Origin of the sequence: Hypericibacter adhaerens (genome assembly GCF_008728835.1) — a bacterium.
In the GTDB taxonomy this organism is placed as follows: domain Bacteria; phylum Pseudomonadota; class Alphaproteobacteria; order Dongiales; family Dongiaceae; genus Hypericibacter; species Hypericibacter adhaerens.
This window is the reverse complement of sequence record NZ_CP042582.1, coordinates 5536595-5559000: the sequence shown is the minus strand read 5'-3', so window position 1 is coordinate 5559000 and position 22406 is coordinate 5536595. Positions and strand designations below refer to the sequence as shown.

Here is a 22406-nt window from a genome sequence, read left to right as displayed (position 1 = left end):
CGGAAGGGAGAAGGCATCATGGCCGAAACCGGGTCTTCAGGCGCCGTCATCGGCGGCGACCAGCCGCGCTATTTCGAGGATGTGGCGGTCGGGGAGCGGGTGCGCAGCGCCGAGTTCGAGGTGACGCGCGAGAATCTGGTCGCCTTCGCCCGCCAGTACGACCCGCAGCCCATGCATCTGGACGAGGCCTCGGCCGCCCCGAGCTTCTTCGGCGAGCTGATCGCCAGCGGCTGGCAGACCGCCTGCGTCACCTTCCGCCTGATGGTCGACGCGAAGCCCTTGGGGTCGACGCCGCTGATCGGTCTCGAGATCCGCGAGCTCAAGTTCGAGCGGCCGGTCCGGGCCGGCGACCGGCTCCATGCCGAGAGCGAGGTGCTGGAAAAACGCGCCTCCAGGACGCGGCCCGATCGCGGCATCTTCATCTCGCGGGTGGTGACGAAGAACCAAGCCGACCAGCCGGTAATGTCACAAATCTGGGTGGCGATCCTGCCGGCCCGGGCCGGCAAGCCGGCCGTCTGAGCCAATCTTCGGCCCCTCCACCAATTGTGATGGTTTCGTGACATTGCCCCCCAGATGTTGGGGGTGTAGGGTGCGTTTCATCCTAGGTGGGGAGGATGAAAGGCATGGCGCGCAGCTCGGCGAGCCTGGATGGAACGGTTCTTGACCGGCTCTACAAGGTGATCGAGAGCCGGAAGGGGGGCGATCCGTCCAAGTCCAACACGGCCCGGCTCTTCGCCCGGGGCACGGACAAGATCGCCCAGAAGCTGGGCGAGGAGGCGGTCGAGGCCGTCATCGAGGGCGTGCGCGGGCGCAAGAAGGATTTGGCCTCCGAGAGCGCCGATCTGCTCTATCACCTGCTGGTGCTCTGGGCCGACCGGGGCTTGAAGCCCGGTGAGGTCTGGAACACCCTGGCCGCCCGCGAAGGCATCTCCGGGATCGAGGAGAAGAAGGCGAGAGGTCAGATCAAATGAGCGCCGGCATTCCCGCCTACGACAAACACAACATCTTCGCGCGCATCCTGCGCGGCGAGATCCCCTGCAAGAAGGTCTATGAGGACGAGCACGCGCTCGCCTTCTACGACATCAATCCGCAGGCGAAGATCCATGTGCTGGTGATCCCGAAGGGCGCCTATGTGTCGATGGCCGATTTCGCGGCCAAGGCCGGCGACCAGGAGATCGCGGGCTTCGTCCGCGCCGTCGGCAAGACGGCGGAAAAGCTCGGCGTGGTCGAGAGCGGCTATCGCCTGCTCGCCAATCACGGGCCGAACTCGCACCAGGAGGTGCCGCATCTCCATGTGCATATCTTCGGCGGCCAGAAGCTCGGCCGCATGATCGCGGTCGAGCGGCAGGCCTGACGCGCGGCGCCAACCGACGATCCGCCTGTCCTCCAACACCGATCCCTCATGATGCTGCCTGCGATCGCCCGGACCGCGCCCGCTGCCTTCGGCGATCCCGTCGAGGCGATCGATACGCCGGCCCTCCTGGTCGAGCTCGATGCCTTCGAGCGCAATCTCGCGCGCATGGCGGCGTTCGCGAAAGAGAAGAACGTGCGGCTGCGGCCCCATGGCAAGACGCATAAATGCGTCGCGATCGCGCGGGCGCAGGTCGAGGCCGGCGCTATCGGTCTCTGCTGCCAGAAGGTTTCCGAGGCCGAGGCCTTCGTCAGGGGCGGCGTCGATGATGTGCTCGTCTCGAACGAGATCGTGACGCCTTCGAAGCTGCGCCGGCTGGTGGCGCTGACGGCGAAGGCCCGCATCGGCATCTGCGTCGACGATCCGCAAGCGGTGGACGCGCTGGCCGTGGCGGCGGTGGAGGCGGCGCAGCCGATCGACGTCTATATCGAGCTCGATGTCGGCGGAAGGCGCTGCGGGATCGAGCGGGTCGAGGACGGGCTGCGGCTCATGGACCGGATCGCGGGCTCAGCCCAACTGCGGCTCGCCGGCATCCAGGCCTATCAGGGCTCGGCGCAGCATAAGCGCCGCCCCACAGAGCGGCAGGCCGCGATCGATCTCGCCGTGCGCCGCACGGTGATGCTGCGCGAGGCCCTGACGAAACACGGCGCGGGCAAGCTGATCGTGACCGGGGCCGGCACCGGCACCTTCTATCTCGAGGCCGCCAGCGGCGTCTTCGACGAGATCCAGCCGGGCTCCTACATCTTCATGGATCGCGACTATGGCATGAACGAATGGGCGGCGGAGCTGCCGCCCTTCGAGAACAGCCTGTTCCTGCTCGCCACCGTGATGAGCCGGCGCGCGAGCCATGCGGTGGTCGATGCCGGCCACAAGTCGCACGGCATCGACAGCGGCATGCCGGCCGTGGCCGGCCGCCCCGATCTCAGCTACGACCAGCCGAGCGACGAGCATGGCCAGATCTTCCCCGCCTCGCCCGAGGCGGTGCTGCCGGCGCTGGGCGAGCGGCTGCGGCTGATCCCCGGCCATTGCGATCCGACCGTCAATCTCCATGACTGGCTGGTCGGCATCCGCGACGGCAAGGTCGAGGCGCTCTGGCCGGTCGAGGCGCGCGGCGCCTTCAGCTGAGGCCTTACGCGCCGCCCGCGGTTTCTTACAGCCGCCAGGCTGCCGATGGATGCCGCCGATCTATGATGAGCCTCGTTCATCGAGCGGCGTTCACGTCCCGGAGGATCGCGCCATGAGCCCTGCCCCCGCCCACGCCCCGCTTCTCGCCGACCGCGACCGGCTTCAGCTTCAGACCGAGGCCGAAGCCGGTCCCGGCCGCGTCATCGTCACCGACAGCGGCCGCGGCCGCTTCGATCAGCTCATGTTCTCGGGCCGCCATGTGCTGGAGGCCGACGAGCCGGTCGAGGTCGGGGGCAGCGATGCCGGCCCCGGCCCGTACGATCTGCTGCTGATGGCGCTCGGCGCCTGTACCTCGATGACCTTGCGTATGTATGCCTCGCGCAAGCATTGGCCGCTGGAGCGCGTCGTGGTGCGCCTGGTCCATGCCAAGCGCCATGGCGAGGATTGCCGCGACTGCCCCGACAAGGAGGTCCTGGTCGATCATATCGACCGCGACATCGAGCTGATCGGCGCGCTCGATGCGGAGCAGCGCGCGCGGCTGCTCGAGATCGCGAACAAATGCCCGGTGCATCGCACGCTGACCTCGACGATCGTCATCAACACGAGCCTGAAGGCGGCGTGATGGTCGCGGCTCGGTTCTAGAGTCCCGCCTGCATCTGCCGGTAGGACAGCGCCTCAGCGATATGCACGCGGCGGATCTGGGGCTCGGCCTCGAGGTCGGCCAAGCTGCGGGCGAGCTTGAGGATGCGGTGATAGCCGCGGGCCGAGAGGTGGAAGCGCTCGATCGCCTGGGCGAGGAGCTTGCGGCCCTCGCTGTCGGGCGAGGCCAGCGCCTCGAGCCAGCCGCCATCGAGCTCGGCATTGCAGCGCGGCGGCGGAAGCGTGGGCGCGTTCGCCTCGCTCATGAGCTGTTCGACGCGGGCGCGATGGAAGGCACGGGCGGCCGCGACCCGTTTCGCGACATCGGTGCTGCGCTCGGCCGAGGGTGGCAGGGTCAGGTCGGCGGGGCTCACGGCCGGCACCTCGATCGCCAGATCGATGCGGTCCAGGAGCGGGCCCGAGAGCCGCGCCTGGTAATCCTGGCCGCAGCGGGGCTGGCGGCCGCAGGCGCGCGATCCATCGCCCAGATGGCCGCAGCGGCAGGGATTCATCGCCGCGATCAGCTGGAAACGCGCGGGATAGGTCACATGCGCGGCCGCGCGCGCCACGGTGACGCGGCCGGTCTCGAGCGGCTGGCGCAGCGATTCGAGCGCGCTGCGCGGGAACTCCGGAATTATGTAGCAGTCTCACCTTGGGATTTAGTGAGACGACATGGGATTTAATGGGACAACATCTTGTTGTTGTCCTGGGAAGACCCCCAAAACCTAGTTGACTTCCCTCGGTTACTTATGGATTCCTGATGCTGGCTTGAACGTTCGCGAATCCTTCCCACCGGCCGCCGGCTCTGAATAGGCGGCGGAGCTAAGGCGCTCCGGGAAAGGAGGAAACGATGAACGTCATCAGCCCGCTCGGCGAGAAGACCGTCTATGTGCGGTCCTATCTCCGGTTGCGGCACGGCGGCTGGGAGAGTGTGTGCTCTCACTACCGCCGCCCGCCAATCCGGTAAGCCGAGCCTAACCGCAAACTGGGCCGGTCATCTTCGGATGGCCGGCTCTTTTTTGTGTTCCGATGGTGCCCTGGTGCCGACTAGGGGTCAAGGACAAAAAGGATGCGATTTCATACCGAAAAGGGTGCGTTATAGCTGCAAATCTGCATCAACGACTCGATCCGCAGATTGATGGGCGTTAGAGTGCCCTAATGGCCCCGGCCGATGACACCGTTGATGCAGACGAAGAAGAAGAACCGAATAAGCGGCGCTATTGCACGCTATCGCTCAAGACCATTGAGAGACTGAGAAAACTGAAGAAACGCGGCACTCACGGCACCAGCGTTCCCAAGATCATGACATCTATGATTGAGGCCGGGGTACGCGACGCTCACAAAGCGGGCTACCTCACCGACGATGATATGGCTTAGCGCGCGATCTCCCAAAGGAGTTGCTGCCCCGGCGTCTTGGTCGAGCGAAGCAGCCCCTTGGCGCGGCTGTGACGGACGCACGCGACAACCCGCTTTGAGACGGTGCGGACTAACATCTTGTCGGCCGTGTTCATCACACGGCGCTCCATCAGCCGCAGCGTGATTTCCATCGAGGAAAGCGGCGCCTTACTCTCGCGCAGCACCGTCAACACGCCGCGGATCATTTCGCCCGGAAGTGCCTGATGGCGCGGCGGCACGGTCCTGGGTTTCACCGTCTCAAGATCAATGTCGGGCTTGAATATGCGGATCGTGGCGTCGAGATGGTCCAATTCAATCATCTTCTGTTGAACGACCGTCGCGAGATGGTCGATCTCTCCCGCCAGTTCGGCGCGCTTGCGAATTAGGCCGCTCAGGACATGATCATTTTCCATCAGGCGCTCCGCTGCCAATAACCGGCCCATTTCCCGCTAACGGGATGGGCCATCGCGGCGCCCATGACCTTGCGCCACTGTGAACCGTTAGCGGTGCGGCGCATGTTTTCCCGCCACGCCATTTCGTTCGCATAGGCGCCGATATAGGCGCCGCTGATGCGGTGATGCGTTCCGATCTCGGCGCGGCGCAGACGGGCAAAGTAGGACTCGGCCCAATTCGTCGAAGCGCCGTCCTTGCTGTAAGCCTCGGAATGATTGATCCGCCGCGTGTCGTAAGAGGCATGAAGCGCGTCCCACTGGCGGCTTTCGTCGGCAAAGAGGATCGTCCCCGATGCCACCTTTGCCCGGATGGTCGGGATGGCGTCGCTTTCCTTGCGGAACACGAAGGGCAGCGCCCGGCCATTGCGCTCGCGGATTACAACCACGACCTGGCGCTTGCCGGTCTGTTCCTCGGCCAAGCGGCGGTCAACGCGGTTCGCAACCTCGTTAGCGGGCTTGCGGTGGCCGCCGGCATAGAGGCCGTCAACCTCAACCTCGCCCTTCAACTCGGTGCCGTCGTCAAGCGTGGCGCCCATCGCTTCCCGCAGCTTGTGGGCGAGAACGAAGGCCGTCTTGTATTGGCAATTCAGATCCCGGCTGAGTTGAAGGGCGCTATGGCCCTTGGCGCCGTTCACGAAGATCGCGATGGCAAGCAGATAATCCCGAACCGGCAGTTTGCGGTTGTCGAAGATGGTTCCGGACGTAACCGAAAACTGGTGGCGGCACGCGCTGCATTTCCAGACCGGCCGCGTCTTGAAGCCATAGACCTTGAGGCAACCGCACTTGGGGCAATAGGGCTGGCCGCCGTTGTCGGCCCAGCGGATCGCCTGGAAGGCGACCCGGGCTTCCTCATCCGACATGCGCGCAACGACGCTCAGGGAGAGCGTCCTTGCGGCTGTGGATAGGAGGAAGTGTTGGGCCATAAAGCACCGTTTTTGATACCGTTGGCATCAAATATAGTGCCTCAAGTTGGCTTGTCAACCGGAAAAGCATCGCTTATGATGCCTTTCGTTATCGAATCCGGACTCCAAAGATGGCCGCCAAGGGCAAGGACTGGAAAGCCAAGGTCAAGGGAACGCTCAAGGCCGAGCTGAAACGGCAGGGCTTGAGCTATGCCGATCTGGCGGAGAGGCTATCGGCCATCGGGGTAAAAGATAACGAATTGAATATAAAGAACAAAATTAACCGTGGCACATTTACGGCCATCTTCCTTTTCCAGTGCCTTGAAGCTATCGGCTGCCGAACAATTCACCTGGAGAATCTGTGATGGACGGTAGCTTCCCAGCCTCTGATCAAGGGCCGATGCTGACCCGCCTTCCGGTGAATGATGCCACCTCGCGGGCGCTGGCGCGGCTCCGTAAGGTCAATGAGCAATACCGCAAGCTGCCGTGGCCGGCGCCTTTCGACGCGACGGAGCACCACCTTCGCCTCGGGGATGCACGCGACCTTTCATGGATTCCCGACAGCTCGGTGCATTTGGTTGTTACCTCCCCGCCCTACTGGACGCTGAAAAAGTACGCCGACCACAAGCATCAGATGGGCGCCATCGCGGACTACGAGCAATTCCTAACGGAGTTGGATCGCGTATGGCGGGAATGCGCGCGGGTGCTTGTCCCTGGCGGCCGGATTTGCTGCGTGGTTGGCGACGTTTGCATTTCGAGGAAGCAAGGGAAGCGACACTATGTCATGCCGCTTCACGCTGATATTCAGGTGCGGGCGCGCTCCATCGGTCTCGACTGCCTGACGCCGATCCTTTGGCACAAGATCGCCAACGGCGTGACCGAGGCCGAAGGCAACGGGGCCGGGTTCTATGGCAAGCCATATCAGCCCGGCGCCATCGTCAAGAACGATATTGAGTACATCCTGTTCCTGCGGAAGGGTGGCGAATACCGGAAGGTATCACCCGAGCAAAAAGCCCTTTCGATGCTGACCAAAGAGGAAATGCAATCGTGGTGGCGCTCCATTTGGACCGATATCCGGGGAGCATCAACCCGATCTGGGCACCCGGCCCCATACCCCGCCGAGATCGCCGAGCGGCTTGTTAAGATGTTCTCTTTTGCCGGCGACACTGTTCTGGACCCTTTCATCGGAACCGGGTCCACAACCGTCGCGGCCATCCGGACAGGTAGAAACTCTATTGGCAGCGAGATCGAGCCCAAATACCTTGCTCTGGCCGAGGCGCGCATTAAGGCCGAGATCGACCGCCATCGGCAATTTGGGGCAAGAAAAGCAACATTGGTTGAATGCCAATCACCCTCTCCGACGCCGTTGACGACCTCCTAAAACGGCCAACACAAGATCCCGGCCGGCTAGACACGCTGGCGACTCACTGCATTGAAGCGTTTGCGCGGGAGGGATTGCCAGGGGTCCAGGGCGGCAAGGCCAACGAAGTTGGTATTCGTGGCCTGGGGCGCCAAAAGGATTGGGACTTGGCGTACGTCTTGGCGGGGAAACCCCGCTTGCTTATTTCCCTGAAATCTATCTTAAAAAACCTGGCCGGGACGGTGCCGAACCGGCTTGATGATCTAATGGGCGAAGCTGCGAACGTGCAGCAACTTTCGCCGGAAATCGTCATTGGCTATGTCGTCATTGTAGATGAACACGAAGATTCTAAGCGCCGAGACGGAAGCACCTGGGCCGACCATTTCGAATCCAACTTGCGAAAAATCGCAATTCGGAAGGCGCCGCTTTGGAATCAGGGTCTCATCGAGGCTGCTTGGTTAATCAGGATCAATAGTAGCCGTCCGCCCGGCCAACGCATTTCCCACGTCGAAGATATGGACGCGAAGGGGACGACTTTCTTTAAGGCGCTGCTAGATGAATTGTATTTGAGAGAACCGACGCTGAAGCCATCGCCGGCGCTCAATAACCTCTAGGTGAGACTGCTACATAATTCCGGGGAACTCGGGCAGTTCGTCCAGGAACAGGACGCCCAGATGCGCGAGCGAGACCTCGCCGGGCTTCGCGCGCGAGCCGCCGCCGGTCAAGGCCGCCAGCGTCGCCGAATGATGCGGATCGCGGAAGGGACGCCGTCGCAGCAACCGGCCTTCGGCCAGCACGCCCGCGACCGAATGGATCATGCTGACCTCGAGCGCCTCGGCCGGCTCGAGCGGCGGCAGGATTCCGGGCAGGCGCTGCGCCAGCATCGATTTGCCCGAGCCAGGAGGACCGCACATCAAAAGGTTATGCGAGCCCACGGCCGCGATTTCGAGCGCGCGCTTGGCGCTCTCCTGGCCCTTGATGTCGGCGAGATCGAGCGGGGCGCCTTCCGGCGCCGCGACCCTGGGCTCGGGCGGACGCAGCACCTGGCTGCCGCGGAAATGATTGATGAGGGCGAGCAGGCTCGGTGCCGCCACCACCTCGAGCTCGCCGGCCCAGGCGGCCTCGCCGCCCTGCTCGGCCGGGCAGATGAGCCCCAGCCCCCGCTGCGCCGCGCTGATCGCGGCGGGCAGCACGCCGGCGACGGCGGCGATGCGTCCGTCGAGACCCAGCTCGCCCAGCGCCGCGTAACGGTCGAGCTCGGCACCGGGCAGCACGCCCATCGAGGCCAGCAGCGCCAGCGCGATCGGCAGATCGAAATGGCTGCCCTCCTTGTTGAGGTCGGCCGGCGCCAGATTGACGATGATGCGCTTGGGCGGCAGCGCCAGGCCTAGCGAGGCGAGGGCCGCGCGCACCCGTTCGCGGCTTTCGCCCACCGCCTTGTCGGGCAGCCCCACCACGGCGAAGGCGGGAATGCCCGAGGCCGTCTGGACCTGGACATCCACGCCCAGCACATCGATGCCGTGGAAGGCCACGCTGGCGATCCGTCCGCCCGGCTTGGGCGTGCCGAATGCGGCGGCACGGGCGCGCCTGCTTCCCGCCGGCAAGGCTGTCACCGAACCATCCATGGCGATCTCTCCAGCGGCTTTCGTCTACATCTTATAATTGTATTTTATGTAATAATACTCGTTCTTTGATTGTTCGCCGTCAAGTGGCAAAGCGGGCCTTCGAAACGGAAAGAGTTGCAGGAAGGCTGACCATATCGTTCGATCTAGGTCATCGAACCGGCAGCCTCCTCCCATGGCGTCACTCTTCCGACAGGCGCTTCAAGCCCATCAGGCGGGCCAAGCGGCCACCGCCGAGACCCTCTACCGGCAGGCGATCGCGGCCGGCGAGGAGATCCGCTCGGCCCGCCACAACCTGGCGCTGCTGCTGGTGGAACGGCGCGCCTTCGCCGAGGCCAAGGCCCACCTCATCGCGCTCATCGCCAGTCCCGACGCGGATGCGGCGACGCATTTCATGCTGGCGCGCATTCTGATCGCCGAAGGCGACGAGGCCGCGGCCATCCCGCCGCTCGAGTTCGCCCATTCGCTGGAACCGGGCTCGCTGCCGATCCGGCTGGAGCTGGCCCGCCTGCTGGCGGCGCGGACCGAGCTGGCGCGCGCCTCGAGCCTGCTGGCCCTGCCAAGCGACAAGGCGCCGGTGCCCGAACGTCTCGCCGCCTTGCGCGCCCGTGCCGAGATCGAGATCGCCTGGGCCGATCTCGATCCGGCGGAAGAGGAGCTTCATCTCGCGGCGGCGGAGGAAGCCTTGCGCGGTGCCCAGGCCTTGGCGCCGCACCAACCGGCGCTGCTCAACAACCTCGCCTTGCTGCTGCGCCACCGGGGCCGGCTCGCCGAGGCCGAGACGCAGGCGCGCCAGCTCCTGGCGGCGGCCTCGCAACTGCCTGAATCCGCGCTCACCCTCGCGGCGGTGCTCGCGGGCCGCGACCCGGAGCGCGAAGGCGAAGCCGTGGCGCTGCTCGAGCGGACCCGGACGGCCGCGCCCGACCATCCCTCGGTCACCTGGAACCTGGCGCATTCCCTGATGCGGCTGCGGCGCTGGCCCGAGGGCTGGCGGCATTATGCGCGCTGCTTCGAGCGCCCGCAGCGCATGGCGCCGCCGGGGCCGCTCTGGGATGGCAAGCCCACCGGCACGCCGCTGTTGATCTGGGGCGAGCAGGGCTATGGCCAGGTGATCCAGTTCGCGCGCTTCCTGCCGCGGCTCGCGGACCGGAGCCCGCATCTGATGCTGGCCTGCCAACGGCCGCTGCTGCGGCTGCTGGCGCGGCTGCCGGGCGTCGGCCAGGTGGTGGATCTCGCGGACAGGCTGCCCTCGTATGGCGCGCATTTTCCGCTGCTCGATCTGGGCATGGCGTTGGGCATCCAGGCCAAGGACCTGCCGGGCCCGATCCCCTATCTTCAGGCCCCCGATGCCGACGCACCCTGGAACGAGATCAAGGCGTCGCCCGCTCCGCGAATCGGCATCGTCTGGGCCGGCAACCGCCAACCCGATCCGCTTCGCAGCACGACGCTCGACCGTTTCGTGCGCCTGGCAAAGCGCCTCGATCTCCGCCTCTTCAGCCTGCAGATCGGGCCGGCTGCCGCGGACATCGCGGGCCGGGGCGAAGGCCGGATCGTGGATCTGGCGCCGCTGATCCGCGATTTCGCCGATACAGCCGCGGCCATCGCCGGGCTCGATCTCGTCATCACCATCGACACCGCCATGGCCCATCTCGCCGGCGCGCTCGGCGGACCGGCCTGGGTGCTGCTGCCGCACCGCGCCGGATGGATGTGGCATTTCGATCAGGAACGCTCGAGCTGGTATCCGAACCTGCGCCTGTTCCGCCAGGCCGCGGTCCATGACTGGGACGGGGTCTTCGTCCGGGTCGAGGCCGCGCTGGCGGAATGGCTCGGGAGCGGCCATGCTCGGCCATGAGCTCGCTCTTCAAGGAAGCTCTCAGAGCCCACCAGGCCGGGCAGACCACCGCCGCCGAATTCTTCTACCGGCAGGCGATCGCGGCCGGCCAGGAGGTCCGCTCCGCCCGCAACAACCTGGTCCTGCTCCTGGTCAACCGCCGGGCCTTCGCCGAGGCGAAGGCGCTGCTGGCGGAGGCCGTCGCCGGTCCGGGCGCCGATGCCGCGAGCCACTTCATGCTGGCGCGCCTCCTGGCGGCCGAGGGCGACGAAACGGCGGCCCGTGCCTCGCTCGAACGGGCCTCGTCGCTCGATCCGACCGCAATCCCGGTCCGGCTCGAGCTGGCGCGGTTGCTGGCGGCGAAGGGCGAGTTCCAGGCCGCGCGCGAACGGCTCGACGACGCCGGACCCGGCCGCACGCCCGGTGAAGTGGCGGCGATCCTGCAAGGGCGGGCCGAGATCGAGATGGCCTGGGCCGACCGGGATCCGGCGGGCGAGGCTCTCCATCTCGATGCGGCCGAAGCGGCCTTGCGGGAGGCGCTGGCCCTGGCGCCGCGGGGCGCCACCATCGTCAACAACCTCGCCATGCTGCTGCGCCGGCGCGGCGCGCTGGAGGAGGCCGAGACCCTGGCGCGCCAGCTGCCGGCGCTGGCGCCGCGGGCTCCGGAATCGGCGCTCACCCTGGCGGCGGTCCTGGCCGGCCGGGATCCGGGGCGCGAAGAGGAAGCCGTCGCGGTACTGCGCCAGGCGCTGGCCCAATGGCCGGATGACGCCACGCTCCATTACAACCTGGCCTATTCGCTGCTGCGCCTCGGCCGTTTGCGCGAAGCCTGGCCGCATTATGCGCGGCGGTTCGAACGGCCGCGGACGACGCATCGCCCGATGAAGGGCCCGCGCTGGGACGGCGCGCCGACCCAGGCGCCGCTGCTGGTCTGGGCCGAGCTGGGCTTCGGCGACGTACTTCAGTTCGCGCGCTTCCTGCCCCAGGTCGCGGCGCGGGCGCCGAACCTGATCCTGGCCTGCCAGCCGGCCCTGATGCCCTTGTTCCGTCATCTGCCAGCGGTGGCGCAGGTCGTGGATGTCGCGAAACCCCTGCCGCCCTATGGCGCGCAGATCGCGCTGCTCGATCTCGGTCTCGCCCTCGGGATCGAGACCGTGGATCTGCCGGGCCCCATCCCCTTCCTGACGCCGCCACCCGATGACGGCAGATGGCGGGAGATCGAGGCAGCGCCGAGCCCCCGCATCGGCATCGTCTGGGTCGGCAACCGCGAATCCGGTCCGGCGCGCAGCACCTCGCTCGATCGTTTCGCGCGGCTGGCCGAGCGCCTCGATCTCACGCTCCTCAGCCTGCAGATGGGGCCGGCCGTTGCCGAGATTGCGAAGGATGGCGCGGGACGGGTGATCGACCTCTCGCCGCTGATCCGCGATTTCGGCGATACCGCGTCGGCCATCGCCCGGCTCGACCTGGTGATCACGGTCGATACCGCGGTGGGCCATCTGGCGGGCGCGCTCGACAAGGAGACCTGGCTGCTCCTGCCCCACCGCACCGGCTGGATGTGGCACTTCGATCCGGAACGCTCGGTCTGGTATCCGAAGCATCGCCTCTTCCGCCAGCCGGCCACCGCCGACTGGGATGGGCTCTTCGCCAAGCTCGAGCCGGCGCTGGCCGAGTGGCTCGGCCGCCATGGCGGCTCTCGCTGAATGGCGACGAGCGCCGAAGGCGCCATCGCCGATGCGGCCCGGAACAACGCCGCCTGGTGCGATGCGGTGGCGCGGTCCCATGACGCCGCCGGCATGTTCAGCGACGACCTCTGGTACAGCGAGCGGAAGCTCCCGCCCTTCTATCCCAACCTGATCACGCTCAGGGCGGGCGGCGAGGCCGCGCAGCGCAACCGTGTCGCCGCTCTGATCGAACGCGGCCCGCCCCTGCCCTGGGCGGTCAAGGACAGCTTTGCGCGGCTCGATCTGACGGCGCTGGGATTCGAGTGTCCGTTCGAGGCGCGCTGGATCGCCTCGCCACCGGACGAGCGCCCGCCCGCGACTGAAGGCTCGTCGATCCGCTGGCACAGGGTCGCCACGCCCGCGGCACTGGCGGCCTGGGAAGCGGCTTGGCGTCGCGATTTGCCGGCAGGGACGAGCGCAATCTTCCGGCTCGTTCTGCTGCGGGACCCGGCGATCTCATTCCTCGCCGGTATCGAGGCCGACAGGATCGTCGCTGGCTGCGTCCTCAACCTTGCCGCGGGTGCGATCGGGCTGTCGAACCTGTTCGGATCTGACGCGCTGACCAGCGCGGTATGGGCCGGCTGTCGGGAACAGGCGCGGAGGCTGGCGCCCGATCTGCCGATTGTCGGCTATGAGCAGGCTGAGGCGCTGGCGGATGCTCAGGCCGCGGGCTTTCGCGTGCTGGGCCCGTTGCGCGTCTGGCTGAAGGCTGAGGTCGGCGGCTGATGTCTCAGCCGGCCTTGGCCTCGAAGCCCTGCAGCAGGTTGACGGTGTTGAGCCCCAGCTCCTCGATGGCGTAGCCGCCTTCCATCACGAAGAGCGTCGGGCGCCGGAGCCGGGCGATCGCCTCGCCGATGCGGATATAGTCCTCGCTGCGCAGCTTGAGATAGGAGATCGGGTCCTTCTCGAAGGTGTCGAGGCCGAGCGAGATCACCAGCGCGTCGGGCCCGTAATTCTCGATCCGCTGGATCGCGTGGCCGAGGGCGGCGCCATAGGCGTCCCACTTGGTGCCGTGGCGCAGCGGATAATTCGCGTTGAAGCCTTCGCCCGGACCCTCGCCCGCCTCGTCGGCATAGCCGGCGAAATAGGGATAGGTCGTTTCCGGCGCGCCGTGGAGCGAGACGAACATCACGTCGGGACGGCGGTAGAAGATCGCCTGCGTGCCGTTGCCGTGATGGTAATCGACATCGAGGATCGCGACGCGCCGGGCCCCGCCCTGGCGGAAGGCCTCGGCCGCGACGGCCGCGTTGTTGATGAAGCAATAGCCGCCGTAATTGTCCGCGGTCGCGTGATGGCCGGGCGGGCGGCAGAGCGCGAAGGCGGTCCGCTCGCCGTCGGCGACGCGCTTCTGCGCCGTCAGCGCCACATCGACCGCCGAGCGCACCGCGGCCCAGCTGGTGGGCGTGATCGCGGTCGAGGCGTCGAGCGCGAAGAAGGCGAACTTGCCGGCGATGCCCTCGGGCTCGATATGACGCATGCCGCCCACGGGCCAGCTCAAGGGCAATGCCGGCGGCGCATCCTTGCCGAAATGGGCCGACCACTGGTTCCAGGCGGTCTCGAGGAAGGTCAGCAGCGGCGCGCTATGGACGCGGCGGATCAGCTCGGGCCCGAAACGCTCGGGCGGCAGCACCGGCCCCAGCTTCGTCTCCGCGATGCGCGACAGGATGCTGTCCACGCGGCGCGGATTCTCGTAGGGCGGCACGAATTCGCCGAACGCGAGCTCGCTCTTGGGCGCATGTAGCCGGTGATCGACGCTGGCAATCGTGATCATGAGACCCCTTTGACCCTCTCGCGCATGGCCGCTCCACCAACCCGATGCGCGAGAAGGCAGTTCAAGAACGGTTCAAATCTTCGCTTCGAAGCCCTGCAGCACATTGACCGCGTTGATGCCGAGCTCCTCGACGGCATAGCCGCCTTCCATGATGAAGAGCGTCGGCTTGCCGGCCGCGGCGATGGCCTCGCCGATGCGCAAATAGTCCTCGTGCTTCAGCTTGAATTTCGAGATCGGGTCCTTCTCGAAGGTGTCGACGCCGAGCGAGACCACGATGACATCGGGCGAGAACTCGGTCAGGCGCCGCATGGCGGTGTCGAGCGCATGTCCATATTCGGCCCAGGCGGCGCCCCAGCGCAGCGGCAGGTTGAGATGGAAGCCCTCGCCGCGGCCCTCGCCGCGCTCGTCGGCATGACCGAGGAAGAAGGGGAATTCCTGCTTCGGGTCGGCATGGATCGAGATCGTCATCACGTCGTCGCGCTTGTAGAAGATTTCCTGCGAGCCGTTGCCGTGATGGTAATCGACATCGAGGATCGCGACCCGCGCGGCACCGCCGTCGCGGAAGCCCTGGGCCGCGATGGCGGCATTGTTGAAGAAGCAGTAGCCGCCATAGAAGTCGGAACCGGCATGATGGCCGGGCGGCCGGCAGAGCGAGAAGGCGCCGCGCTCGCCGCCCTTGACCAGCTTCATGCCCGTCATCGCCACCTCGGCCGAGGCGATCGCCGCGCGCCAGGTGCCGGCGGTGATCGGCGTGCCGGCGTCGAAGGAGAAATAGGAGAGCTTGCCGTCGATGGTCTCGGGCAGGAGCCGGCGCATGCCGGGCGCGATCCAGTTGAGCGGCAGGGCGTCGTAGCTGCCATGCTGCGCCACCCACTCGTCCCAGGCGGTTTCGAGGAAACGGACGAATTCCGGCTTATGGACCCGCAGCACCGGATCGGCACCGAATTTTTCGGGCGCCAGCACTTCGCCCAGCTTCTGATCGCGCACGCGCGCGATCAGGATCTCGGCGCGGCGCGGCATCTCGAAGCAGGGCATGAGCTTGCCGTCGATGAGCTCGGCCTTGCCGTCCTGCAGCCGGTGGTCCTCGGTGAAAATGGTCTTCATTCGGTTCGATTCCTGGCGTCTCGTTCCTGGGGCCGATCGGGGAAAGGAGGGACCCTTTAATGCCCCTGCGCCGCGCGGGACGCAATGGGAGAACAAGGCTAGAACCGGCCGCCATCGGATCGTTCCGGAACGAGTCGTTGGCGTTCGCCTAAAGAAAAAGGTCGAGCCGTTCGCGCCAACCGGCCTCGCAAGGTCGTCGGATGATTCCGGCTGCGTCTTCAACCCGGTCCGGATCGCGTTACAGACCTTCACCCTGTTCTCGTCGCGAGGCGGGATGAACCCGGGCACGGTCGCGTTTTGCGGGCCCATCGCAAAGTTGACGGCACCGATGGCGGCGATCGCAGGCGATCTTGGTGGAGGTCGATGCGGCGGTCTCGATCCGGTCGTGGTTCACGACCTTGACGAACCCGTCGACGCCGAAGCCATCCGGATCGCGACCCGGCGGCTCGCATTGAAAGAGCAGATCGCCGGCACCAGGATCGGCGCTGCAGAGGCGACGCTCCGGAAGCCAAACGAATCTCGTCAAAACAAGGAGATCGCCGAAGCGGTCCAGGCTCGATCCCGGACCGGTTTGAATCCGCAACCTTTGTTCGGAAGACCGGGATAGAGTGAAGGTCCCTCATCCCCGGCCCTCGCCGGAACACCCGTCCGGATTGCCCAGAATGTCCAGCACCGCCCTGCCCGCCGCCCGCCCCTCGGTCATGAGCGGCATCGGGCTGATGGTGCTGGCGGTCCTGCTCTTCACCACCATGGACATGCTGGTGAAGCTGGCCGCGGAGCGCTTTCCGATCGGCCAGATCGTGTTCGTGCGGAACTTCTTCGCCTTCCTGCCCGTGACGATCATGATCCTGCGCTCCGGCGGCTGGTCCGCGATCCGCACCCGCAACCCCCTGGCGCATCTCCTGCGCAGCGGGGTCGGCATCCTGTCGATGGCCTGCTACTTCCTCAGCTATGCCCTGCTGCCGCTGGGCGAAGCGGTCTCGCTCGCTTCCTCGGGGCCGCTCTTCATGACGGCGCTGTCGGTACCGCTCCTGGGCGAGAAGGTGGGGCCGCGGCGCTGGAGCGCCGTCGTGGTCGGCTTCGTCGGCGTGCTCGTCATGATGCGGCCGGGCAGCGGTCTGTTCCAGGCGGGCGCTCTGGTCGCGATCGCGGCCGCCTTCTGCTATGCGCTCGCCGTGACCCAGGTGCGGCGCTTGAGCCGCACCGAAGGCAGCACCGCCATCGTGTTCTATTTCACCCTCTTCGCCACGATCGCAGGCGCCGCGAGCCTGCCCTTCGACGCGGTCATGCCGACCTGGTCGGAGATGCCGCTCCTGGTCGCGATCGGGCTCATCGGCGGCGTCGCGCAGTTCGCCTTCACCGCCGCCTTCCGCCGCGCCGCGGTCGCGATCATCGCGCCCTTCGACTATCTGGGGCTGGTCTTCGCGATGATCTATGGCTCCCTGGTCTGGGGCGAGGTGCCGGATGCCTGGCTGATCGCGGGGGCCGCGATCGTCGTCGCCAGCGGTCTCTATATCGTCCATCGCGAGGCGGTCGTCGGCCGCCGCCATCGCGCCGCCCTCGCCTCCGGCTGACGCCCGCGCGCCCTCAGCGGCGGCGCTTCAGCTTGGCCTCAGGCCGGACGGCGCCGCCCGCCATCGGCGTAGCGCCGCTCGATCGCGTCCCAGATCTTGGCCTCGATCTGCAGGCCGTCGAAGCGGTTGATCTCCTGGATGCCGGTGGGCGAGGTGACGTTGATCTCGGTCAGGTGATGGCCGATCACGTCGATCCCGACGAAGACCAACCCCCGCGACTTCAAGGCCGGCCCGATCGCCTCGCAGATCTCGCGCTCGCGGGCGGTCATCTTGGTCTTGGTCGCCGTGCCGCCGACATGGAGGTTGGACCGTGCCTCGCCCGCCGCCGGCACCCGCAGCACGGCGCCCATCGGCTCGCCATCGACCAGGATGATGCGCTTGTCGCCGTCGCGTACCTCCGGCAGATAGCGCTGCACGATCACGGGCTCGCGATAGAGCTGGGTGAAGAGCTCCAGGAGCGCATTCAGGTTCTCGTCGGCCGGGACGAGATGGAACACGCCCGAGCCGCCATTGCCGAACAGCGGCTTGATGATGATGTCGCCATGCTCCTTGCGGAATTCGAGGACCTCGGCCCGGTCCGAGGTGATGAGCGTCGGCGGCATGAGGCCGGGGAAATGGGTGACGAACAGCTTCTCGGGCGCGTTGCGGACATGAACGGGATCGTTCACCACCAGCGTCTCCGGGTGGATATGCTCCAGGAGATGGGTGGCGGTGATATAGGCCATGTCGAACGGCGGATCCTGGCGCATCAGCACGATATCGAGCGTCGCCAGGTCGAGGACCTGCTCGGCCCCCAGGGTGAAATGATTGCCGCGCTCGCGCCGGAGCTGCATCGGCCGGGCCCGGGCCCGGACGCGGCCGTCGCGCAGGAAGAGCTGGCGCGGTCCGTAATGGAACAGGGCATGGCCCCGCCGCTGCGCTTCGAGACCCAGCACGAAGGTGCTGTCGGCATCGATATTGATGCTCTCGATCGGATCCATCTGGATGGCGACGGCAAGGCTCATGGCCGGCAATATCCCTGTTCGTGGGGCCTCGCGACTATAAGCCGGCCCGCCTGCGTCGCGCCAGTTGCCGTCTCGGGGCCGGCAGACGGACGACGCGCCTCGCCGGCGCCCCGCGCCGGACGGCCTGTTCTCCGCCGCGGTTATCGAGCAGAATTCCCAAGGGACTTGCGTCGCAGCGGACCGGTCACGTCCACGGGGGACCTGGCGGCCAACCGGCGGTCGTTTTCCGCCTTTCGCCAGCGCGGGGCTACGTGCCGGTTTCGGGGGAATGTGAATGCGGCAGATCGAGATCTGGGCTCAGGCGCTGCGATGGCATCAATGGTCGAAGAACATCCTGCTCTTCATCCCCCTCTTCGTCGGCCATGCCTATGCCGACCCGGCGAAGATCGTGACGGCCGTCATCGCCTTCGTCGTCATGTGCCTGCTCGCCTCCGCCAACTACATCGTCAACGACATCCTTGACCGCGACGCGGATCGCGAGCACCCGACCAAGCGCCGGCGTCCCTTCGCGAGCGGGCGTCTTTCCATCGCGACCGGCTATGCCGTGGCCGGCGTCATGGGGCTGGTTGCGCTGGTGGCGGCCTTCTACCTCTCGCCGCCCTTCCTGCTGGGCCTGATCGCCTATCTGGTCCTGACGCTCGTCTATTCGGTGGCGCTGCGGCGGGTGCCCCTGATCGACGTGCTCGTCATCGCCATCCTCTACACGCTGCGCATCCTGATGGGCACCGTGGTCATCGGGCTGGAACCGTCGCCCTGGCTGCAATCCTTCTCGCTCTGCTTCTTCCTGTCGCCCGCCTTCGCGAAGCGCCATGCCGAGCTCATGGGCGCGGCCGGCCAGCAGAAGAACATCGCCAACCGCGGCTACCATGCCGAGGATTGGCCGCTGACGCTGGCCTTCGGCATCAGCGCCGGCATCGCCTCGATCGTCATCATGCTGCTCTACCTCGCCAACGACGCGATGCCGTCCGGCTACTACGCGGATCGCGCCTGGCTCTATGTCATTCCGGTCGCGATGACCGCCTGGCTCATGCGTGTCTGGCTTCTCGCGCAACGCGGCCAGCTTCACACCGACCCCGTGGTCTTCGCGCTGACCGACATCACCAGCCTGGGGCTGGGCCTCGTCGTCGCCGGCGCCTTCTGCCTGGCCCTGTGAACAAAAACTCTGCGAAACACGATGAAAGCTTTCCTGGCGCGGGGTCGCCGGCAGCGGCCGCTCCTTCCGCTCCCCGCGCCTCTCCTGCATAGTGGCGCGCCGGATTGTCCGCACAGCTTTTCATGTCGATTTCATTCAGCGGCTTAAAAATGCAGCGGTGGGTACGGCTTTTCCTGTCCTTGTTCGCCGCGAGCGTGTTCGTCGTCCTGCTCGTTCCGTTTCAGCCCTGGATGCCGACGGCCCAGCTCGATCCGTCCTGGGTTCTCGGCCTCAACCAGGCCGTCGCGCAGGGGCTCGTGTTCGGTCGCGATATCATCTTCACCGGCGGCCCCTACGCAGCGGCCGTCTTCGAGCAGTATCATCCGGCGACCTATCTTACAGCGGTTGTCGTCACCCTTCTCTTCGCCGCGTTCTTTTTCGCGGCCTTCCAGGCGATATCCCGCGGCACGGGCGCCCTCTGGACCGTCGTTCTGCTGCTCTCGGTCCTGGTCGTCGTCGCGTCCAAGCTCGCCCTGCTCACGGCCTACGGCCTGATCCTCTCGATCGTTCTCGTCCGCCATTGCGCCGAGGATGGCGACGATGAAAGCCCGCCGCGGCCGCTCCTCGTCGCGGCGCTTTTCGTGCCGCTCGGCCTGATACCGCTGACAAAGATCAACCTGCTTCTTTCCACGGCCGCCCTGATCCCGGTCCAGCTCGCCTTCCTGTGGCTGAAGGGCCGGAAGGGGCTCGCGGTCTGCAGTCTGGCCGTGCCGGCGGCCACGCTCGTCGCGACCTGGCTTCTGGCCGGCCAGCCGCTGGACGGCCTGCCCGCCTATTTCGAGACGGGATTCTCCGTCATCGCCGGCTATAGCGACGCGATGTCCAGCCACGGGCCGATCAAGGAGGTCATCGTCTATGCCCTCATGGCCCTGGCGATCCTGCTCGCCGTCATCCTGTCGCCTGGATCGTCACGGCTTTCCGCTCTGCTCCTGTTTCTTTCGTTCGCCGCCTATCTCTTCCTCTCGCTCAAGGCCGCATTCGTCCGGCATGACGGCCACGCGTTCAATGCCGCGGCGGCCCTTGTGGTCGCCGCCGCCCTGCTGAAATTCGCCATCCCGCGCAACCTGGCGGTGACCGCGGCCGTCCTGGCCTCGATCGCGGGCGCCGGCTATATCGAATCCCACTATGTCAAGCTGACGGCATCCCTGGTCGCGGAACTGGCCACCCGGCCCTACATCAAGGCGGCGACGGGTCTCGAGCGGGCGATCACCGGCGGCGATCTGGAAACGACCTATCTCGCGCAGCTGGCCGCGATCCGCGCCGAGACGAAGATTCCGCCGCTGGCCGGCACGGTCGATATCTACTCCTATGGCCAGGCGGCGCTGATCGCGTCCGGCAACAAATGGGCGCCGCGACCCAACCTGCAGTCGCACGCCGCCTATACCCCGGCGCTCGCGGACGCGGACCGGGCCTATCTGCTCGAGCGGGGTCCCGACAATGTCATCTTCCGCATCGAACCGATCGATGCGCGCTATCCCTCGCTCGAGGACGGATCGAGCTGGCCCGTGCTGCTCGGCGACTACCGGTTGGACAAGGCCGCCGGAGACTATCTCTACCTGCGCCGTCGGGACGATGTCTCGGCGCCGGACCTGCGGCCGGTCTCTGAAGGCGCGTGTCGCTTCGACGAACCGATCGGCCTGCCGGATTCGGACAAGCCGCTGTTCCTCAAGATCGGCTTGCGGAAGACCCTGCTCGGCCAGCTTGCCTCCCTGCTGTTTCGGGTGCCCGCCATCATGATCACCGCCGAGCTGGAAAACGGCGAGACGCGGCAATACCGATTGATCCCGGGAATGACCGAGGCCGGCTTCATCGTCTCGCCGCTCGTGGAGAATATCCAGGAATTCGCCGCCTTCTATGGCGATGAGGCCGCCTTGGCCGGGAAGCGGGTGAAGAGCTTCCAGATCTCGGGACGATGGATCGATCTGCTCTGGCACAACCCTTGCGAGATCGGCATCAGCACGATCGAGCCGAGGCCGGGCGGCTAGCTTCTTCCTCGCCGGCCGGGCTTCGACCCACCGCTTCCGCCATCGATCGGCCCAGGCGGACGCTTTCGGAGATGCCGCGGTCTTCCGGATAGTAGAAGCAGGTGTCGGCGATCTGCAGGCCCGCGACCGAGGTCTGGACCGGCGGCAGCATCGCGGCAAATCCCGGCGGACATACGGGCTGCGCGTGGCGCAGGCGCCCGACATGGCAAGCGACGAGGTCGCCGTCGCGCAAGGACGGATTGAGCCGCTTCAGGCAGCCGAAGGCCTCGGTCCTGAAGGCTTCATCCGGCTGCCGGAACTTCGGGTGGGTGGTCGGCATGTAGTAGGGAACATAGACAACCGTGTCCGTCACCGGCCGCAGCCTGGAGAACTCGACGATGCCGGGGATCTCGAAGCGCGGATCCGAGATATTGACCCAGAAATGGGGCGTGACCGATCGCGTCAGGCGGAACACCACGCACACCACGCCGATGTTCCGGATCGCCTCGTAGCGGGCCCGCTCGGCCGCGGGCAGATCCGGAACCAGCGCGCTCACGAGCGGCGTCGGCACGGTCGATATCACGGCATCGGCGGCGACATGGCCGCCGCCGGCCTCGACGCCCTTGACCCTGCCGCCGGCGATGTCGATCCGCGTCGCCGGCGTGGAAAGCCGGATTTCGCCGCCGCCCCTGGCGATCGCATCCACGAGGGCCCGGATCAGCGTTTCCGATCCACCCTCGAGGCAGCCCAGCTCTTCCTGGAACAACGAGCGGCGCGAGCTGCCGATGCGCTTGATCCGGGTCCAAATCCAGGCCGCCGAGATGTCGTCCGCGTAGTCGTGGAACTTGAGCCTGAAGAGCGGCGCCCACATCCGCTCATAGACCCGGCCGCCGCACCAGGCGGTGATCCATTCTTTCGCGGACAGGGTCTCGAGGCGACCCGCTTCCCGGCGCCGCGCCGACAGGGCCATCATCAGCCCGTAGCGGAGCTTCTCGGCGAGCCCGAGCTTCGGAAAGCGGAGCAGCGACACCGGGTCGCCCCAGGGATAGAGCGTTCCGTCGAGGTAGTAGCCCATCGAGGTCGGCGCCCATCGCATCTTGCCGGCGAGCCCGAGCTCGGCGAGCAGGTCGAGGGTGGGTCGATCTGCCTTGCAGACGAAATGATAGAAGCGCTCGATGGAAAGCCCCGCCAGGTCGAAATGGGCGGCCATGCCGCCGGGCTCGGGCGCCGCTTCGAGAACCGTCACCGCGTGACCGCGCTTCATCGCGTGATAGGCCGCGGCGAGGCCCATGGCACCGGCACCGATGACGACGAGACGGCTCAAGATCGGTGTTCCCGC

General features: G+C 66.5%; 23 protein-coding genes and 1 pseudogene. 16 read left to right on the top strand and 8 right to left on the bottom strand.

Annotated features, from left to right (window positions below; all coding sequences use genetic code 11):
* Positions 1–18: 18 nt before the first annotated feature.
* From FRZ61_RS24925 to FRZ61_RS24905, 5 genes are all read left to right on the top strand, one after another.
* The gene (locus FRZ61_RS24925) at positions 19–519 is read left to right on the top strand and encodes a MaoC family dehydratase (protein ID WP_151120352.1); all 501 of its coding nucleotides are present in this window, start codon (positions 19–21) and stop codon (positions 517–519) included.
* A gap of 104 nt (positions 520–623) precedes the next feature.
* Positions 624–971, top strand: a complete 348-nt coding sequence (locus tag FRZ61_RS24920) for a phosphoribosyl-ATP diphosphatase (protein ID WP_191909200.1) — start codon at positions 624–626, stop codon at positions 969–971.
* Complete coding sequence (locus FRZ61_RS24915; protein ID WP_151120350.1) at positions 968–1354, top strand: histidine triad nucleotide-binding protein; 387 nt, start codon at positions 968–970, stop codon at positions 1352–1354. The genes FRZ61_RS24920 and FRZ61_RS24915 overlap by 4 nt, the downstream gene beginning before the upstream one ends.
* A 48-nt stretch (positions 1355–1402) precedes the next feature.
* Positions 1403–2536: a DSD1 family PLP-dependent enzyme gene (locus tag FRZ61_RS24910; RefSeq protein WP_225308996.1), complete on the top strand. Its 1134-nt coding sequence runs from the start codon at positions 1403–1405 to the stop codon at positions 2534–2536.
* 112 nt (positions 2537–2648) lie between these two features.
* On the top strand, positions 2649–3158 hold the full coding sequence (locus FRZ61_RS24905) for an OsmC family protein (protein WP_151120349.1): 510 nt from the start codon (positions 2649–2651) through the stop codon (positions 3156–3158).
* A 16-nt stretch (positions 3159–3174) separates the two neighbouring features.
* Here FRZ61_RS24905 and FRZ61_RS24900 read toward each other — a convergent pair whose 3' ends face one another.
* Positions 3175–3777 carry an ATP-binding protein gene (locus FRZ61_RS24900; protein WP_456077642.1) on the bottom strand — a complete coding sequence of 201 codons (603 nt, stop codon included), beginning with the start codon at positions 3775–3777 and terminating at the stop codon, positions 3175–3177.
* Positions 3778–4333: 556 nt separating this feature from the next.
* Between FRZ61_RS24900 and FRZ61_RS24895 the strand changes: the two genes are divergently transcribed.
* Complete coding sequence (locus FRZ61_RS24895; protein WP_151120347.1) at positions 4334–4552, top strand: hypothetical protein; 219 nt, start codon at positions 4334–4336, stop codon at positions 4550–4552.
* Here the strand turns inward: FRZ61_RS24895 and FRZ61_RS24890 are convergent.
* Complete coding sequence (locus FRZ61_RS24890; protein WP_151120346.1) at positions 4549–4983, bottom strand: hypothetical protein; 435 nt, start codon at positions 4981–4983, stop codon at positions 4549–4551. The genes FRZ61_RS24895 and FRZ61_RS24890 overlap by 4 nt on opposite strands.
* Positions 4983–5945 carry an IS1595 family transposase gene (locus FRZ61_RS24885; protein ID WP_151120345.1) on the bottom strand — a complete coding sequence of 321 codons (963 nt, stop codon included), beginning with the start codon at positions 5943–5945 and terminating at the stop codon, positions 4983–4985. The genes FRZ61_RS24890 and FRZ61_RS24885 overlap by 1 nt, the downstream gene beginning before the upstream one ends.
* A 110-nt stretch (positions 5946–6055) precedes the next feature.
* Between FRZ61_RS24885 and FRZ61_RS24880 the strand changes: the two genes are divergently transcribed.
* Genes FRZ61_RS24880 through FRZ61_RS24870 form a run of 3 tightly spaced genes read left to right on the top strand, consistent with a single transcriptional unit; the run spans position 6056 to position 7898 of the window.
* Positions 6056–6289, top strand: a complete 234-nt coding sequence (locus FRZ61_RS24880; RefSeq protein WP_151120344.1) for a DUF6471 domain-containing protein — start codon at positions 6056–6058, stop codon at positions 6287–6289.
* Positions 6289–7305: a DNA-methyltransferase gene (locus tag FRZ61_RS24875; RefSeq protein WP_225308995.1), complete on the top strand. Its 1017-nt coding sequence runs from the start codon at positions 6289–6291 to the stop codon at positions 7303–7305. The genes FRZ61_RS24880 and FRZ61_RS24875 overlap by 1 nt, the downstream gene beginning before the upstream one ends.
* Positions 7266–7898: a hypothetical protein gene (locus FRZ61_RS24870; protein ID WP_151120343.1), complete on the top strand. Its 633-nt coding sequence runs from the start codon at positions 7266–7268 to the stop codon at positions 7896–7898. Before FRZ61_RS24875 ends, FRZ61_RS24870 begins: the two co-directional genes overlap by 40 nt.
* 24 nt (positions 7899–7922) lie before the next feature.
* On the opposite strand, the pseudogene FRZ61_RS24865 reads toward FRZ61_RS24870, so the two are convergent.
* Positions 7923–8825: pseudogene (locus FRZ61_RS24865) on the bottom strand (YifB family Mg chelatase-like AAA ATPase); the annotation flags it as partial.
* A gap of 256 nt (positions 8826–9081) precedes the next feature.
* Here FRZ61_RS24865 and FRZ61_RS24860 point away from each other — a divergent pair.
* The 3 genes from FRZ61_RS24860 to FRZ61_RS24850 are packed head-to-tail and all read left to right on the top strand — an operon-like array spanning position 9082 to position 13184.
* Positions 9082–10758: a tetratricopeptide repeat protein gene (locus tag FRZ61_RS24860; protein ID WP_151120341.1), complete on the top strand. Its 1677-nt coding sequence runs from the start codon at positions 9082–9084 to the stop codon at positions 10756–10758.
* The gene (locus FRZ61_RS24855) at positions 10755–12437 is read left to right on the top strand and encodes a tetratricopeptide repeat protein (protein WP_191909198.1); all 1683 of its coding nucleotides are present in this window, start codon (positions 10755–10757) and stop codon (positions 12435–12437) included. Before FRZ61_RS24860 ends, FRZ61_RS24855 begins: the two co-directional genes overlap by 4 nt.
* On the top strand, positions 12438–13184 hold the full coding sequence (locus FRZ61_RS24850) for a hypothetical protein (RefSeq protein ID WP_151120339.1): 747 nt from the start codon (positions 12438–12440) through the stop codon (positions 13182–13184).
* A gap of 4 nt (positions 13185–13188) precedes the next feature.
* Here FRZ61_RS24850 and FRZ61_RS24845 read toward each other — a convergent pair whose 3' ends face one another.
* Together FRZ61_RS24845 and FRZ61_RS24840 are read right to left on the bottom strand one after the other, a co-directional pair.
* Positions 13189–14229, bottom strand: a complete 1041-nt coding sequence (locus tag FRZ61_RS24845; RefSeq protein WP_151120338.1) for a histone deacetylase family protein — start codon at positions 14227–14229, stop codon at positions 13189–13191.
* A gap of 72 nt (positions 14230–14301) precedes the next feature.
* Complete coding sequence (locus FRZ61_RS24840) at positions 14302–15333, bottom strand: histone deacetylase family protein (RefSeq protein ID WP_151120337.1); 1032 nt, start codon at positions 15331–15333, stop codon at positions 14302–14304.
* Here FRZ61_RS24840 and FRZ61_RS24835 point away from each other — a divergent pair.
* Entirely contained in the window at positions 15317–15940 is a 624-nt protein-coding gene (locus FRZ61_RS24835) for a hypothetical protein (RefSeq protein WP_151120336.1), read from the top strand. The genes FRZ61_RS24840 and FRZ61_RS24835 overlap by 17 nt on opposite strands.
* 55 nt (positions 15941–15995) lie before the next feature.
* On the top strand, positions 15996–16907 hold the full coding sequence (locus FRZ61_RS24830; RefSeq protein ID WP_151120335.1) for a DMT family transporter: 912 nt from the start codon (positions 15996–15998) through the stop codon (positions 16905–16907).
* A 38-nt stretch (positions 16908–16945) separates the two neighbouring features.
* On the opposite strand, the gene gshB is transcribed toward FRZ61_RS24830, so the two are convergent.
* Positions 16946–17911 (bottom strand): glutathione synthase, encoded by a 966-nt coding sequence (gene gshB / locus FRZ61_RS24825; RefSeq protein WP_151120334.1) that lies wholly within the window; start codon positions 17909–17911, stop codon positions 16946–16948.
* A 274-nt stretch (positions 17912–18185) separates the two neighbouring features.
* Here gshB and FRZ61_RS24820 point away from each other — a divergent pair, with 274 nt between their 5' ends.
* Both FRZ61_RS24820 and FRZ61_RS24815 read left to right on the top strand, forming a co-directional pair.
* Positions 18186–19064 carry a UbiA family prenyltransferase gene (locus tag FRZ61_RS24820; protein WP_151120333.1) on the top strand — a complete coding sequence of 293 codons (879 nt, stop codon included), beginning with the start codon at positions 18186–18188 and terminating at the stop codon, positions 19062–19064.
* Positions 19065–19243: 179 nt separating this feature from the next.
* Entirely contained in the window at positions 19244–21088 is a 1845-nt protein-coding gene (locus tag FRZ61_RS24815; protein ID WP_151120332.1) for a hypothetical protein, read from the top strand.
* Here FRZ61_RS24815 and FRZ61_RS24810 read toward each other — a convergent pair.
* Positions 21057–22391 carry an NAD(P)/FAD-dependent oxidoreductase gene (locus tag FRZ61_RS24810; protein WP_151120331.1) on the bottom strand — a complete coding sequence of 445 codons (1335 nt, stop codon included), beginning with the start codon at positions 22389–22391 and terminating at the stop codon, positions 21057–21059. The genes FRZ61_RS24815 and FRZ61_RS24810 overlap by 32 nt on opposite strands.
* Positions 22392–22406 lie beyond the last annotated feature (15 nt).